Annotated in this window: 9 protein-coding genes; all 9 read right to left on the bottom strand. The window is 73.9% G+C overall.

Annotated features, from left to right (window positions below; all coding sequences use genetic code 11):
* Nucleotides 1-70: 70 nt before the first annotated feature.
* A complete protein-coding gene (locus ACGIF2_RS03410) occupies nucleotides 71-6,112 on the bottom strand; it encodes an Ig-like domain-containing protein (protein WP_396043499.1) in 6,042 nt (2,013 codons plus the stop codon).
* Complete coding sequence (locus ACGIF2_RS03415; RefSeq protein ID WP_396043500.1) at nucleotides 6,109-7,743, bottom strand: serine/threonine-protein kinase; 1,635 nt, start codon at nucleotides 7,741-7,743, stop codon at nucleotides 6,109-6,111. Before ACGIF2_RS03415 ends, ACGIF2_RS03410 begins: the two co-directional genes overlap by 4 nt.
* Entirely contained in the window at nucleotides 7,740-9,083 is a 1,344-nt protein-coding gene (locus tag ACGIF2_RS03420) for an FHA domain-containing protein (RefSeq protein WP_396043502.1), read from the bottom strand. The genes ACGIF2_RS03415 and ACGIF2_RS03420 overlap by 4 nt, the downstream gene beginning before the upstream one ends.
* Nucleotides 9,080-9,910, bottom strand: coding sequence for a PP2C family protein-serine/threonine phosphatase (locus ACGIF2_RS03425; RefSeq protein WP_396043504.1), 831 nt, complete (start codon nucleotides 9,908-9,910; stop codon nucleotides 9,080-9,082). Before ACGIF2_RS03425 ends, ACGIF2_RS03420 begins: the two co-directional genes overlap by 4 nt.
* A gap of 110 nt (nucleotides 9,911-10,020) precedes the next feature.
* A complete protein-coding gene (locus tag ACGIF2_RS03430; RefSeq protein WP_396043506.1) occupies nucleotides 10,021-11,517 on the bottom strand; it encodes an acyl-CoA thioester hydrolase/BAAT C-terminal domain-containing protein in 1,497 nt (498 codons plus the stop codon).
* Nucleotides 11,518-11,582: 65 nt separating this feature from the next.
* Nucleotides 11,583-12,494 carry a GTPase Era gene (gene era / locus ACGIF2_RS03435; protein ID WP_396043508.1) on the bottom strand — a complete coding sequence of 304 codons (912 nt, stop codon included), beginning with the start codon at nucleotides 12,492-12,494 and terminating at the stop codon, nucleotides 11,583-11,585.
* On the bottom strand, nucleotides 12,491-13,771 hold the full coding sequence (locus tag ACGIF2_RS03440; protein WP_396043510.1) for a hemolysin family protein: 1,281 nt from the start codon (nucleotides 13,769-13,771) through the stop codon (nucleotides 12,491-12,493). The genes era and ACGIF2_RS03440 overlap by 4 nt, the downstream gene beginning before the upstream one ends.
* A complete protein-coding gene (ybeY, locus tag ACGIF2_RS03445; protein WP_396043513.1) occupies nucleotides 13,768-14,220 on the bottom strand; it encodes an rRNA maturation RNase YbeY in 453 nt (150 codons plus the stop codon). The genes ACGIF2_RS03440 and ybeY overlap by 4 nt, the downstream gene beginning before the upstream one ends.
* Nucleotides 14,217-15,218 carry a PhoH family protein gene (locus ACGIF2_RS03450; protein WP_396043515.1) on the bottom strand — a complete coding sequence of 334 codons (1,002 nt, stop codon included), beginning with the start codon at nucleotides 15,216-15,218 and terminating at the stop codon, nucleotides 14,217-14,219. The genes ybeY and ACGIF2_RS03450 overlap by 4 nt, the downstream gene beginning before the upstream one ends.
* Nucleotides 15,219-15,220: the final 2 nt, after the last annotated feature.

Genomic DNA, 15,220 nt, shown 5'->3' on the forward strand with positions numbered 1-15,220 from the left:
GGTGCTCTCTTCTGGACGGTGCGGGAGGTCGGTGCTCGTGCTGGGGGCCGTGCGGCGGGGGGTCACGGCGTCATCCGCTCGCGACCGGGACGATGACGTCGTCGGAGCTCACCCACGCGCTCCAGCCCGTGGCGTTCTTCGCGCGGACCTGGACGTGGACGGTGCCACCGCCGGGCACGTTCGTGGTGACGGGGGACGCGGGCACGGCCGCCGCGCTGCCGTTCGCGACCACCGTGGTGCCGCGCACCACCTGCCACTCGTAGCCCGTGACCGTCTGCCCGGGCGACGTCGCCGCGGCCCACAGGAGCTCGAGGACCTCGGCCCGCGGGGACGTCGCGGTCGGCTTCTCCGCTGTCGGGACGGCGCCTGCGCCCGTGGCGGCCGACGCGGAGCCCTCCGCGGACCACCCGGCGCTGTTGCGCACCCGCACGGTGACCGCGACCTGTCCCCCGCCCGACTGGGTGTAGAGACCGGTGGGCGGCGTGCTCTGCCGGGCGCCGTTGACCCTGTACTCGCGCTCGAGCACGGGCGAGCCGCCATCGGCGTTCTCGGTCACCGCGACGTCGACCTGCTCGAACCCGGCGGTGGTCACCCGCACCGTGGGGGCCTGCGGCGCCGTGACGACCGTGACGACCGGGAACGTGACCCACTCCCCCGCGACGTCGTGCGAGTTCCAGGCCCGGATGCGCAGCGTGGGCGTGTCGCCGCCGGTGAACCCTTCCAGGGTCTTCCGCCGGTCCGTCGTGGTGCCGTACCCCTCGATCTCGTAGTCGCGCACCGACACGCTGGTGCCGCCCGCGTCGGTCGGGGCGTTCCACTGCACCGTGATCGTCCCCTCACCCCACGCGCTGCGGGTCGACGCCGTCGCCTGCAGGTTCGTGGGCACCCCCGGCGCGCTCCAGGTCTCCCCGACCGTCAGGCCCCAGATAGACGGGCCGGCCTTGTTGATCGCGCGGACCCGCACCTCGTAGGTCTTGCCGCGCTCGGCGTCGGCGATGACGTAGCTCGTCGCCGTGCCGTTCGACACCGGGGCGCCCCCGTCGACCGACACCTCGTAGCCGCTGATCGCGTCGCCGTTCGCGGCCGGCGCGTCCCACGTGACGTCGATCCTGCCGTTGCCGAACCACCCCGTGAGGCTCCGGGTGGCCGTGGGCACCGGGGCGCCGGGGACCCCTGCGGGCGACATGGGCTGGGAGGGACGGCTCCATGCACCCGGATCGGGCAGCTTGTTGTACGCCCGCACCTGCACCGTGTACGCGGTGCCGTTCTGCAGCCCGCGGAACGTCGCCGAGGGCGTGCTCGTCGTCTGGGTCGCGCTGCCTGCCGCGGGAGCCGGCGAGATCATCACGTCGTAGCGCGTCACGGCCGAGCCCGAGCTCGCGGGCGCCGCCCACGTCGCGGTGAGCTGACCGTCACCGAAGGCGAGAGCGGGCGCGTCGGGCTGGTCGGGCACCGCGTCCGGGCGGGCGGTCGCCGAGGACGGGCTGGGCTCCGACCAGTCGACCGCGTTCTGGGCGGCGACCGTGAACGTGTACTCGACGTCGTTCGTCAGGTTGTCGATCGTGCAGGTCGTGCTCGCGCACGCCCGCACCACGTTGCCGGGCGAGGCCGTCACGCGGTAGCCCGTGATGGTCTCGCCCCGGTTGTCGGGCGCGTCCCACGACAGCACGACCGTGCGGTCGCGGACCTCGACGACCCGGGGTGCGCGGGGCGTCGCGGGCTTGCCCCGGACCTTCACGGTGATGCGGCCCTCGACCTGTCGGTCGGGGTCGCCCGTGGCGTCGCGCACCCGGAACCGCGTGACCATCGAGCCCACGAAGTCGGGCGCAGGCCGCACCGTGACGTTGCCGCCGCCCGAGGCCCCGGCCGTGCCCGCGCCGGGGGTCTCGACCGTGACGTCCACGATCGTCAGCGGCGTGTCGGGGAACGGGTTGCGGGCACCCGCGAGCGCGTCGACCACGGTGTCGCGGCCCTGCACCCCGTCAGGGATCTCCCGGTCGAGCACCTGGGCCACGGCACGGTTGCTCGCGGTGACCCGCAGCTCGACCTGCACCGGCATCGAGCCCTCACGCCCGTAGCCGAGCGTGAGGTCGAGCATCGCCCTGGTGCCCTTGCTGGTGGTCCGGGCCGCCGCGACCCGCAGCATTGTGCCCTCGAGCGTGACGGTGAAGCCCGCGGGCACCGCCGACGCCAGCTGGTACGTGTACAGGTCGGCCGCGCCGGTCGCCCCCTCGGGGCCCTGGGTGAACGCCCGCAGGTCCACGCCGAACGGCAGCTCGCCCGGTGCGACCGCGAGCGGCGTCGCCACGAACGTGGGCGGGTAGTCGTCGACCGCGTAGACCGTGACCGGCAGCGTGATGACCGACGTGCGCCCGGTCAGGTCGTCGACGCCGGTGCGGTCGGTCACGGGCACAGTGATCGACGCGGGGCCGGCGTAGCCCGCGGCGGAGGTGAACACGAGGGTCGTGGCGTCCTTGACGAGCGCTGAGCCGTCCGACTTGGTCGCCTGGACCGCTGTCGGGTCGGCCACCGTCGCTGTGCGCCCGGGCGCGACCTGCACCTGCTCGTCGAGCGGGATCACGAGCTGCTCGCCCGAGGCGACGCGCAGCTCGGGCGCCTTGGGCCGCGGGGTCGGGGGGAAGAAGCCGAGAGCGGGCACCGTGATGAACGCGTACGTGCTCACGCCGCCGCCGGTCACGGTGGTGTTGGTCAGCAGGTACGGGACGGTCTGCGCGTGGTCCACGAGCGTGATGACGACCCTGCCTGCCGGGGTCACTGTCGCGACCGACGCCGCGGACGCGGGCACCGAGACCTCGAGGTCGCTCAGCGGCCCGCTCGGGTTCTGCGCGACGGCGAGCACGTCGACCTCGACGCTCTCGCGCCCCAGGGTGTCGATCGCGGGCACCACCACGTCACGCGCGACGGGCGGGAGCACGGGCGCGTCCTCGCGCACGGTGACCGTGAGCACGGCAGAGTCGCGTCCGCCGCGCCCGTTGGTCACGGTGTACGCGATCTGCAGCACCGCGGGCGCCGAGGGCGCCTGGACGATCACGCGGCGCCCCTCGACGTGCGCGTCGACCTCGTCCCCGGTGTCGGACGTCATCTCGAGGGCCTCGTCGAGGCTGAGCTCGCCGCCGCTCGCGTCGATGTCGTTCGCGAGCACGCGCACCTCGACGCGCTGGCCCGGGCGCAGCGTGACCTCGTCGTTGCGCGCGACGACCTGGGTGCTGGACGTCGGCCGCGGGCTGATGCCCACCCGGATCGTGGCCACCGTCCGCTGACCCGTCCAGTCCTCGACCGCGTAGGTGAACTCGTCGGTGCCCGTCTCGCCCGGCAGCGCCTCGTACTCGAGCCAGTCCGCGCCGGAGTCGACCACCCGCCCCTTGGTGGGGGCGCCGGCCACCCCGAGCAGCGTCACGCCGTCGCCGTCGTCGTCGATGCCCACGAGCGGCACCGTGATGCGGATCGTGTCGCCCTCGAACACCCGAGCGGTGAGGTCGCGGGGCCGGGGTGGTGCCTTCGCGGTGGCGTCCGAGGCGTGCACGCGCACGGTGAGGGTGGCCGCTGTCTCGTTGCCCGTCTGGTCGCGCACGACGAACGTCGCGCGGGCGGTGAGCGGCTCGGACGGCGCCTGGTAGCGCAGCACGTCACCCGACACGAACAGCAGCCCCTGGCCGTCGCCGAGCCCTTCCGCGAGCTCGGTCACGAGCGTGAGCGCGTCACCGTCGGGGTCGTAGGCGTGATCGAGCACGGGCACCGTGACGACGCCACCGGTGCGGACGCTGACCTCGAGGTTCTCGACCACGGGTGGCTGGGACGTGGCCGACGCCGGCACCGGGTGCACGGCGATCTCCCCCACGCTCGACGCCGAGCCGTTCGACACCGTGTACCGGAGCATCACGGGGGCCTCGAGGGTGCGCGTGGCCGAGATCTGCACGAGCTCGTGGTTGAGGATCGCGACGCGCAGCCCCGACTCGGCCGGCACGTCGACCGTCTGCAGCACGAGCACGCCGCCTGCGGGATCGGTGTCGTTCGCGAGCGGGGCGGCGGTGACCTCCCGGCCGGGCGCCAGGTACACGCGGTCGCGCACAGCGACGGGCGGCTGGACCTGGGCGGGCCACTCGAGCACGTCGATGCGGGCCAGCCCGGTGGCCTGCTGCGGGGGCGCGGCGACGACGAAGGTCACGTAGTAGGTGCCGGGCCGCGCCGCCCGGAACGTGAACGTGCCCGCGGTGAGGTCGGTCGTGATCGTGGCCCCCGCGAGGTCGTCGACCCCGGCGAGCCGCGCGGGCTCCCTGCCGGTGGTGCGCACGGCGTCGAGCGGTGAGAGCAGCACGTCCTGGTCGACGTGCGTCACGGCGTGCACGGGGTCGATCTGCGGCGCGAGCGAGCCCGCCGCGCGCACGTCGACGTCGAGCAGACCCTCGGTGGTCTCGGTGCCGTCCGAGACCGTGACGTGCACCTGGGTGCGGCCGAGGCTGCCACCGTCCGCGACGTAGGTCAGGGTGCCGTCCTGCCGGAACCGCACGGTCCCCGAGTCGGCGCGGGCGCCGACCAGCACCAGGTCGTCGCCGTCCGGGTCGGTGAAGTCGGCGAGCACGGCGTGGTCGGCCTGCGCGCCCTGCTCGACGCGCATCGAGCCGACCCGCGCCTGGCGGGGCGGCTCGTTCGTCGCGGCGTCGCGCACGGTGAGCTGGACGGTCGCGGTCGAGGGCGTCGACGTGCCGCGGCCGTCGGAGATCGTGTAGGTGAAGGCCACGCTGCCGGTGGCCCCCTCGGCGACCCGGACCTGGAGCGCGCGGCCGCCGTAGACGGGCTCGACCACGCCGAAGTCCTCGGGCAGCGCGTCGTGCTCGCTGACCGCGAGGATGCCGCAGTCGGAGGACGTGTCGTTGTCGATCACCGGCAGGATCGTGGTGCGCCCGGCCCGGACACCGAACTCGTCGTCACCCGCCACCGGGGGGCTCGACTCGGTACCGCACTCGGCGAGCACGTCCTGGGTCGTCGTGGCGGCCTCGGAGTCCTCCTCGCTCTCCTCGGGCTCGTCCTCCGGGACGATGTCCTCCCAGTTCGGCTCCCGCAGCGCTGTGTCCTCGAGCGGCATCCACAACCGCCCGCGCAACGTGTCGTTGAGCACCACCACGCCCCGGTTCACCCGGAACCGCAGCTGGTCGGTCGTGGACATGCCCTCGAGGTCGAGCACCTGCACCGGATCGTCGCCGCAGAGGCGCAGGTACGAGCCGCCCGCCGAGGCCCACGCGCCGTGCGCGCACCCGTCGAGCCGCACGGGGGCCGCGGGTGCGCCCGACCCGGTGGTCGGGTGGCTCTGCGCGTCACCCCCGCCCAGCGGGACCTCGAGGAGGGCCGACGTGCTCGCGACGAGCACGGTGTCGTCGTGCGGGCCGGGCTGCTGGAGCACCAGGCCCGAGCCGGTCAGCGTGACGGCGGCCCGCCGGGTGCGCAGCGTGCTCCCGTCGAGCCCCACGGGCTCGTCGCCGACCGCCGTGAGCGTCGCGACCCGGCCCCCGAGAGTGCCCGCGGCCTCGGGCTCGGCCACCCCGTCGACGAGCGCGACCCGCGTCACGTCGCCGGTCTCGCCGGCGACGCCGTACGCGACCCCCTCGTCGGTGACCACCACGTGGCCACCCACCCCGAGCTCGAGGTCGGCGGGGTCGGTCGCGGGTCGCAGCGACCCGAGCTGCGCGATCGGCCGCACCCAGGCGTGGCCGCTCGGGTCCACCAGGGCGACGGTGCCGGCCGCCATCGCGACCTCGGTGCCGGTGGGCACGGGCAGCTGGGTCGTCAGGGTGACCGACGCGGGGTCCACGACCGAGATCGTGCCGGGCTCGACGAGCAGCACGTCCGCGGCGTCCTGCAGCACGTCGAACTGCGCGCCCGCGGTCACCAGGCCCGCGTTGAGCTCCTCGACCTGGGCGTTGAGCCGCCCGAGCCGCAGCGACTGCGTCGCGGTGAGCCACACGCCCGAGTCGTTCAGGTCGACCTGTGCGAGCGGGAAGCCGGGGTTGATGATCGCCAGCACCGCGAGCACCACGGGGGCCGTGACGAGCGCAGCGACCTGCGTGGTGCGCCGCCGAAGCGAGCGGGGGGTCACGGGGCGCACCCCTCCGCGGGCTGCGCGGACGACGCGCGGTTGGCCCGCACGATCGAGACCTCGATGCACACCTGCTCGCCCGGGGCTGCGCCCGCGACAGGCGGCACGGCCACGGTCGGGTCGGCCACGAGCGCGAGGTCGGGCCGCCCGGTCGCGGTGCGCACACCCCACAGGTACTGGTCGCCCTCGGCCGGCTCCGGGTTGTGCCACGTGAACACGACGGTGCCGTCCTCCCGGCGCTCCCCGACGAGGTCGGTGGGCGCGGGGACGGCCTCGACGACTCCCGGTGCGGACGGCGCCGCGAAGTCGCTCGTCGCGGGGCTCGGACCGGGCGTCGCACCGCCGGACAACGTCACCACGGCAGCGGTCGCGAGCGCACCGACCACCACGACCCCCGACAGGACCCCGACCACGAGGGGGCGGCTCGCCCGGCGCGGTGTGACGACCTGCGGGATCACGGTCTCGTGGACAGCGGAGCTGTGCTCGGGGCCCGGGCCCGCGACCGACCCGGGCGCATCGGTCGGTGCGGGTGCGGGAGCAGCGACGTCGACCGACGCGGGACGTGCGGCGGGCTGGTGCCCGACGTCGGCCGGCTCGAGCGCGTGCAGGCGCACCGCGGGCACCGCGCTCGCCCGGCGGCCCGAGACGGGCCGGTCCTCGGGGTCGATGCTCACGACCGGCCGCAGCCGCGTCGCGCCGTCGTCGGCGGAGGATGAGGCAGCGGCGGCGGACGGTGCGGCGGGACCGAACCCGCGGTGGTCGTCGGGCAGGTCGAGCGGGGTCACGGCGAGACCCATGGCCGCCTCGACCTGCTGCAGCGCCCGCGCGAAGGCCGCGGCGCTCGCGAAGCGGTGCGCGGGGTCCTTCGACATGGCCCGCACCAGCACGGCCTGCAGCGCCGGGGGGACGTCGCCTCGCCCGGTCGAGGTGAGGGCCGAGCGCTCGATGCGTCCCACCAGGTCGGCCGCGCCGTTCGCGCCTCCCGGCACCTCGAACGGCGTGCGCCCCGCGAGGAGCGAGTACACGGTCGCGGCCAGCGAGTACACGTCCGAGCGCACGTCGCCGTGCGGGTGGGCCGCGAGGAGCTCGGGCGGCGACCACGGGATCGACATGCCCAGCGTCGCGCCCGCACCGGCTCCGGTCGTCGCGGCGATCCCGAAGTCCGTCAGCGCCGGCCACCCGAAGTCGGTGGTGAGCACGTTCGCGGGCTTGATGTCACGGTGCAGGATCCCGGCCCGGTGGGCGGTCTCGACCGCCGAGCCGAGCCGCACCCCGATCCGCAGCGCCTCCGCGACCGAGATGCGCTCGCGCCGGTAGCGCTCGGCGAGCGGCGGTCCCGAGCAGTACTCCATGACCAGGTAGGGGCGACCGTCGGGCGCGATGTCGGCATGGTGGATCGTGACGATCGAGGGGTGGTGCGAGAGCTGGGCCATGAGGTTCGCCTCGGTGCGGAACCCCGAACGCACGTCGTCGTCGATCGCTCCAGCGAGCAGCACCTTGACCGCGACGGACCGACGCGGCAGGTCCTGCTCGTACAGGAACACGTCAGCGAACCCGCCGAGGCCGAGCACCCGGATGAACCGGTGCCCGGCGATCTGCGGCGGGGTCGAGGCTTCGCGGCGTGCGGTCACGTACCCCGCTCCACGGTGAACGTCACACCGTCCCCGAGATCGACGAGCTCACCGAGCTGCACCACCGTCGCCTCGCCGGGGTGCAGCCGACGGGCCCGCTCACCGGGACGCGAGACGAGCACACCGTTCGTCGACTCGAGGTCGGTGACCAGCACGTCGCCGCCCTCGGTCCGCACCTCGGCGTGGGTCCGCGAGATGTCCTGCTGGGGCGAGGGGACGCTCACCAGACGGGGCAGGTCCCGGTTGGTGACCCGCAGAACCTGGGGCGCACGGCCCAGCAGCACCGACCGGTCCAGCGGGACCACCGTGCCGGTCGACAGGACCAGCCGCACCTCGGGCACGGGATCGGGCGCGACGACCCGGAACGGCCCGGGCACCTCGTCCCCCGCCCACGACGGCAGCTGGTCGCGGATCGCCACGAGGTCGCTGCTGAGGATCGTCAGGCCGTCGTGGTCGTCGCCGGGCTGCGCCTCGTCCACCGGGTCGGGGCCCCACGTGCCGGCCCCGAGCGCGGCCTCGGCCTCGGCCACCACGTCCGCCGCGAGCTCGGGCTCCAGCTGGGGCTCGGGCGTCGCCGGGACTGCGAAGAGCTGGGGCACGTCAGGGGTCGACGGCGCGGCGACGGGTTCCACGAGCCACGACGGAGCGCCCTCGATGAGCGGGCCGGCTCCGAGCTCGTCGGCCACGGGCGCGTCCGCGGGGACGTCCTCGACCGGCGGGTCGGTCGGCGGGTCGTCCCCGAACCGGGAGTCGTCGAGCGCAAGAGAGTCGTCGAGCGCAGGAGAGTCGTCGAGCGGGAGCGCGTCATCCACCGGGAGCGCGTCATCCACCGGGAGCGCGGCGTCCGCCGGGAGGACGTCGGCGACCGGCACAGCTGTCGTGCCTGGACCCTGGTGGTCCGCGAGCGCGACGCGCACGCCGTCGGCCCGGACGACCCCGGCCGCGACGGGCATCACGGTCGCGGCGTCCCACCGGGACGTCAGGCCGGCCACGCGTACCGTCATGACCTCCGCGCCCTCGGCGACACGCTCGGACCAGGTCGTGACCTCACCCGGGGCCAGCACGCGCACGCCGTCGCTGCCGCTGACCTCGACCTCGACGTCGCCGCGCAGCGCGGCGTGGACCCGCCCGCCCGTGACGTCGACCAGCGCGAAGGGCTGGAGGCCTGCGATGCCGCCGCGCAGCAGCACCTCGAGCTGGTCGGCGAGGCCGCCGTTCGCGGGCACCGCGTCCCACACCGCACGGACGACCTCGGGGGCTGTGGTCGGGGCGAGCAGCGCCACCACGCCCCCCGCGACGACGGCGTTCCACTGGCCAGGTACGTACTCCGGCACGATCACGGCTTGCTCCCAGTCGTCGTGGCCCGCGGCACTGTCGCACCGTCGAGCATCTCGTCCCACGCCCCCGCACCGAGCCCGGCACCCGCACGCGGCAACGTCATGTGCACGTCACCGCCGCCCGAGGTCGCCACGTCCACGACCACGGTGCTGACGTTGTCGTGGCCGCCCGCCTCGACCGCGAGCTCCACGAGCTGCTGCGCCGCGTCCTGCGCGTCGGCGAGCTCGGCGAGCACCTGGGCGATGACGTCGTCCTCGAGCTCGCCCGTGAGTCCGTCCGAGCACACCAGGAGCCGGTCGTGCGGGCCCGCGGGGAGCAGCCAGTAGTCGGGCTCGGGCAGGGGGCCGCTGCCGAGCGCGCGGGTGAGCACGTGGCGCTCGGGGTGGTTCCGGGCCTCGTCCGGGGTGATCTCGCCGCGGTCGAGCATCTCCTGGACCACCGAGTGGTCCACGCTGATCTGCCGCAGCTGCCCGTCGGCCCAGCGGTAGACCCGCGAGTCGCCCACGTTGAACACGAGCCAGTACGCGCTGCCCTCGTGCTCGGTCACCGCGACGCCGGCGACCGTCGTGCCGCACGGCCGCCCGTCGAGGGCCTCGCGGATCCGATCGGCGGTGCGGATGAAGCAGCCGTGCACCTCGTCGGCGCTCGTGGTGGGACGTCCGGCGAGCTGCGCGAACTCCTCGACCGCGAGCCGGCTCGCGACGTCGCCCGCGTCGTGGCCCCCCATGCCGTCCGCCACCAGGAAGACCGGCGGGAAGGCGAGCAGCGCGTCCTCGTTGACCGAGCGCACGCGACCGCGGTCGGTCGCGGAACCCCACGACGTGCGCACCGGCTCACCCCCAGGACTGTCGGGGCGCGGCACAGCACACCCGATCCACATGTATCGGCCCACATCGTGCCCTACATGAGGTGCCGATGGGTAAACCGACCCTCACCTGGTCAGATGCCGAGCTGGTAGGCACCCCAGTAGGCCAGCACGACCAGCAGCGCCGCCGACCCGACGAGGGTCGACCACAACGCCCCGACACCCACGGCGCCGCGCGCCACGGGCTCGTGCGCGTCCCGCAGGCGGCGTACCCGGTCCAGCAGCATCACGGCCGCGACGACCGCGCCGATGCCCAGCGCACGGACCCCGATCCAGCCCCCCTGGACGATCCACACGTTGCGCTCGTAGCCCAGCGCGAGCCGGGCGACGGCCACCAGGTACCAGACGAGGGCCGCGACGGTGAGCAGCGCGAACACGCCCAGCGCGCCCGTGCGAGCGCCGACCCCGGGGCCGAGCCGTCGCACGGCCGCCCGGCCCCGCACGCGCCGGACCCCGGCCGCGAGCACGAGCGCGACGGGTCCGAGCAGGATGAGCGCCGCGGCCCCCGCGACGATCGCGATCACGGCGTCGCCGTCGCCGAACCAGCGCGGCGTGGGCACCGGGCCCGCCCAGTAGACCTGCTGCGGGTCGGCCCCGGCGATCCGGGGGGCGGCCCCCGCGCTGTCGGGCAACGACGTGACCCAGTCGGACAGGTCACCGAGGAACGTCTGGTCGACCTTCCCGTCGATCCGCAGCCCGTGGTCCGCGCCCTCGTAGTAGCGCACGGTGATGTCGGTGTTCCCCACGATCGCGGTGTCCCGCAAGATCTGCTCGGTCCCCTGCACCATGGGCATCGACGCGTCGGCCGTGCCGTAGACGACGAGCACCGGCTGCGTCATCTGACGCTGGAAGGGGGCGACGTCGAAGTCGGCGTAGTCGAAGCCGCCGCCGGGCAACGACATGCCGACCGCGCGCGGGATCGCGCGGAACACCCCTCCGGGCACGCCGGTGCGGCGCAGGTACGAGTCGGTCGCGTACGCGGCCTGCTGGCGGGGTGGGACGACGGGCGCCGACACGAGCACGACGAACGCGATGTCCTGGTCGCGGGCGGCCATGACGGGGGCGATCCAGGCGCCCTCGCTCTCGGCGTAGACACCGACCTCGTTCCCGTCGACGCCGTCGACGCCGCGCAGGTACACGACCGAGGCCTCGTAGTCGTCGGCCATGCGCTCGTAGTTGCGGTAGCGCGTGGAGTACGTGTCGAGGCGCTTGCTGGGCACGAGCGTGACGACGCCGGACTGCGCGAGCGTCTGCGCCTGGGCCGCGAAGGCCTCAGACGAGTCGTCGGTGCCCGCGCCGTGCACGAACACGACGCCGGGTCGCCCGTCGGGCGCCCCGACGGGCTCCATGAGGCGGGCGTCGACATCGGTCCCGTCGAGGCTCACCGTCACGATCGACGTGCGCACCGCGTACGTCTGGCGGGGGGTCGCACCACCGATCGCCGTCGACGTCGTCTCCCGTGGCAGCGGGTCGGTCACGGGCGACGGGTCCCACTGCGGCCCCATGATCGCGCCCACGAGGGCCAGGAGGATGATGCCCACGGCCGTGTTCCCCGCGATCCGGAAGGGCATACGTCGAGTATCCCGCGACGGCTGGTCGGTGGCCCGCCGACCGTCGCGTGGTGCGTGCGGCACCCTCAGAAGCCGAGCTTGCCGAGCTGCTTGGGGTCGCGCTGCCAGTCCTTGGCCACCTTCACGTGCAGGTCGAGGAACACGCGCGTGCCCAGCAGCGCCTCGATGCCGTGCCGCGCCTGGGTGCCGACCTCACGCAGCCGCGAGCCACCCTTGCCGATGATGATGGCCTTCTGGCTGTCCCGCTCGACGAACAGGTTGACGCGCACCTCGAGCATCGGGCGCTCGTCGGTCGAGCCCTCGCGGGGCACCATCTCGTCGACGACGACCGCGAGCGAGTGCGGGAGCTCGTCGCGCACGCCCTCGAGGGCCGCCTCGCGCACGAGCTCGGCGACCATCACGGCGACCGGCTCGTCGGTGAGCTCACCCTCGGGGTACAGCGCGGGCCCCTCGCTGAGGTGGCTCACGAGCACGTCCTCGAGCACGCCGACCTGGTAGCCCGACTCGGCCGAGACGGGCACGATGTCGGCCCACTCACCGAGCTGGGAGATCGCCAGCAGGTGCTCGGCGAGCCGCTGCTTGCCGACCAGGTCGGCCTTGGTCGCGATCGCGACGACGGGGGTGTGCCCCGGACCCGACGCGAGAGCGGTGAGCTGCTCGGCGATGTACCGGTCCCCCGGGCCGACCTTCTGGTCCGAGGGCAGGCAGAAGCCGACCACGTCGACCTCGGACAGGGTGTCCCGCACGAGCATGTTCAGCCGCTCGCCGAGCAGCGTGCGGGGCCGGTGCAGCCCCGGGGTGTCGACGAGCACCAGCTGCGCGTCGTCACGGTGCACGATGCCGCGCACCGTGTGCCGCGTGGTCTGCGGGCGGCCGGAGGTGATCGCGACCTTCTGCCCGACGAGCGCGTTGGTCAGCGTCGACTTGCCGGCGTTGGGCCGGCCGACGAAACAGGCGAATCCTGAGCGGAAGGTCATCGGGGTGCTCCAGTGTCAGCGTCATGGGGGAGGTCGTGGTCGTCGTCCTCGAGCGGCACACGGCTCGCGAGGATCGTGGAGATCTGCTTGCGGCGGCCCTCGGTGCGCTCGGCGACGAGCCGCAGACCGTGGATCTCGCCCATCGAACCGGCGAGGGGCACCTTGCCGAGCGCCTTGGCGAGCAGGCCGCCCGCGGAGTCGACGTCGTCGTCCTCGACCTCGAGCCCGAACAGCTCGCCGAGCTCGTCCTTGCCGAGCCGCGCGGGGACGCGGAACGTGCCGTCGCCGAGGTCCTCGACGACCGGACCCGAGCGGTCGTGCTCGTCGGTCATCTCGCCCACGATCTCCTCGAGGGCGTCCTCGATCGTCACGAGCCCCGCGATCCCGCCGTACTCGTCGACGACGATCGCGATGTGCGACGACCCGGCCTGCATCTCGCGCAGCAGGTCGTCGACGGGCTTGGACTCGGGCACGAACACAGCGGGGCGTGCGATCGACGCGGCGGGGGCGTCCGCGGCCTGCGGGTCCTGCGCGAGCCGGTGGACGAGGTCCTTGAGGAACAGCACGCCGCGCAGGTCGTCGACCGAGTCGCCGACCACGGGCACCCGCGAGTAGCCCGAGCGCAGCAGCAACGACTGCGCCTTGCGCAGCGTCGTGTCGGCGCCCGCGGTGATCATGTCGGTGCGCGGCACCATGACCTCGCGCGTGAGGGTGTCGCCGAGCTCGAGGACCGAGCGGAACATCTCGCGCTCCTCGTCCTCGATGACCTCGGACTCGCTCACGCGCTGGACCATCTCGCGCAGCTCGTCCTCCTCGGCCATCGTGGCCCCGGGCGCGGCCCGGGCGATGCCGCCGACCACGGCCGACACGCCGACGAGCAGGCGCGAGAGCGTGACGAGCACAGCGACCGGGTGCTGGCGACCGACCGTGCGGGGGCTCACCCGCACCAGCAGGAACGCGACGAGCGCGCACACGGCTCCCGCCACGACCAGCACGACCCACCACGGCCAGCCGCTCGACGCGACGACGAGCGTGATGCACACGGTCGCTGTCATCTCGCCGATCAGCCGCACGAACGCGGCCGAGGACGACACGCGCACGGGGTGCTCGAGCAGCTTCTGCACGCGCTCGGCGGCGGCGTGACGGGTCGCGAACAGCTCGCTGACGGCGGACCGGCTCACCCGCAGCACCGCGACCTCGCCCGCGCTGAGCGCGGCGGCCAGGACGATGCCCACGAAGGCGACGGCGACGAGCAGCCCGACGGGCGGCTCCGTCATCGGCTGGCCAGGAAGGTGAGCAGGAGCTGGCGCTGGAGCGCGAACATCTCCTTCTCCTCCTCGGGCTCGGCGTGGTCGTAGCCGAGCAGGTGGAGGATCCCGTGCGTGGTCAGCAGCAGCAGCTCCTCGGCGGTCGAGTGCCCGGCGACCCGGGCCTGCTCGGCGGCCACCTCGGGGCAGAGCACCACGTCGCCGAGCAGCCCGGCAGGTGTCTGCTCGCCCGCGCGCCCGGGACGCAGCTCGTCCATCGGGAACGAGAGCACGTCGGTGGGCCCGGGCTCGTCCATCCACTGCACGTGCAGCTCGGACATGACGTCCGTGCCGACCAGCAGGATCGACAGCTCGGTCTGGGGGTGGACGTGCATGGCGTCCAGCACGTAGCGCGCGAGCGCGGCGAACTCCGCCTCGTCGACCTCGGCGCCGGACTCGTTGTTGACCTCGATGCTCATGACCTGTCCCAGCGCGCGTACGCGTCGATGATGTCGCTGACGAGCCGGTGACGGACCACGTCGGACGACGTCAGCCGGCAGAACTCGACGTCGTCCACGTCGGCGAGGATCGACTCGACGACCCGCAGGCCCGAGGGCACCGCGGCCGGCAGGTCGACCTGTGTCACGTCTCCCGTGACGACCACCTTCGAGCCGAAGCCCAGGCGGGTGAGGAACATCTTCATCTGCTCGCTCGAGGTGTTCTGCGCCTCGTCGAGGATGATGAAGGAGTCGTTGAGCGTGCGCCCGCGCATGTACGCGAGCGGCGCGACCTCGATCGTCCCGGCCTCCATGAGCCGCGGGATGGTGTCGGGGTCGAGCATGTCGTGCAGCGCGTCGTAGAGCGGGCGCAGGTACGGGTCGATCTTGTCGTTGAGCGTGCCGGGCAGGAAGCCCAGCCGCTCGCCGGCCTCGACCGCGGGCCGTGTCAGCACGATGCGGTTGACCTGGCGGGCCTGCAGGGCCTGCACGGCCTTGGCCATCGCGAGGTACGTCTTGCCGGTGCCCGCGGGGCCGATGCCGAACGTGACCGTGTGCCGGTCGATCGCGTCGACGTAATCCTTCTGCCCGGCGGTCTTGGGGCGGATCGTGCGCCCGCGCGAGGACAGGATGTTGAGGGTCAGCACGTCGGCGGGACGGGTCACGGTGCCCGCCGTGAGCATCGCGACCGAGCGGCTCACGACGTCGGGGGTCAGGGGCGTGCCTGCGAGCGCGACCTCGACGAGCTCGTCGACGAGCCGCGCGACCAGCGCCACGTCGCCCGCGGGGCCCGAGAGGGAGATCTCGTTGCCGCGCACGTGGATGTCGACGCCCGAGAAGCCGGCCTCGATGGCTCGCAGCACCTGGTCGCCGAGACCGAGGAGCTCGACCATCGGCACCTCGGGCGGGATGGTGATCCGGTGCCCGACGCGTGCGGCGGCACCGGCGTTCGGGCGCTGTGCGGGTGTGCTGTCGGCCATGT

Source organism: Cellulomonas sp. P22 (assembly GCF_044392165.1).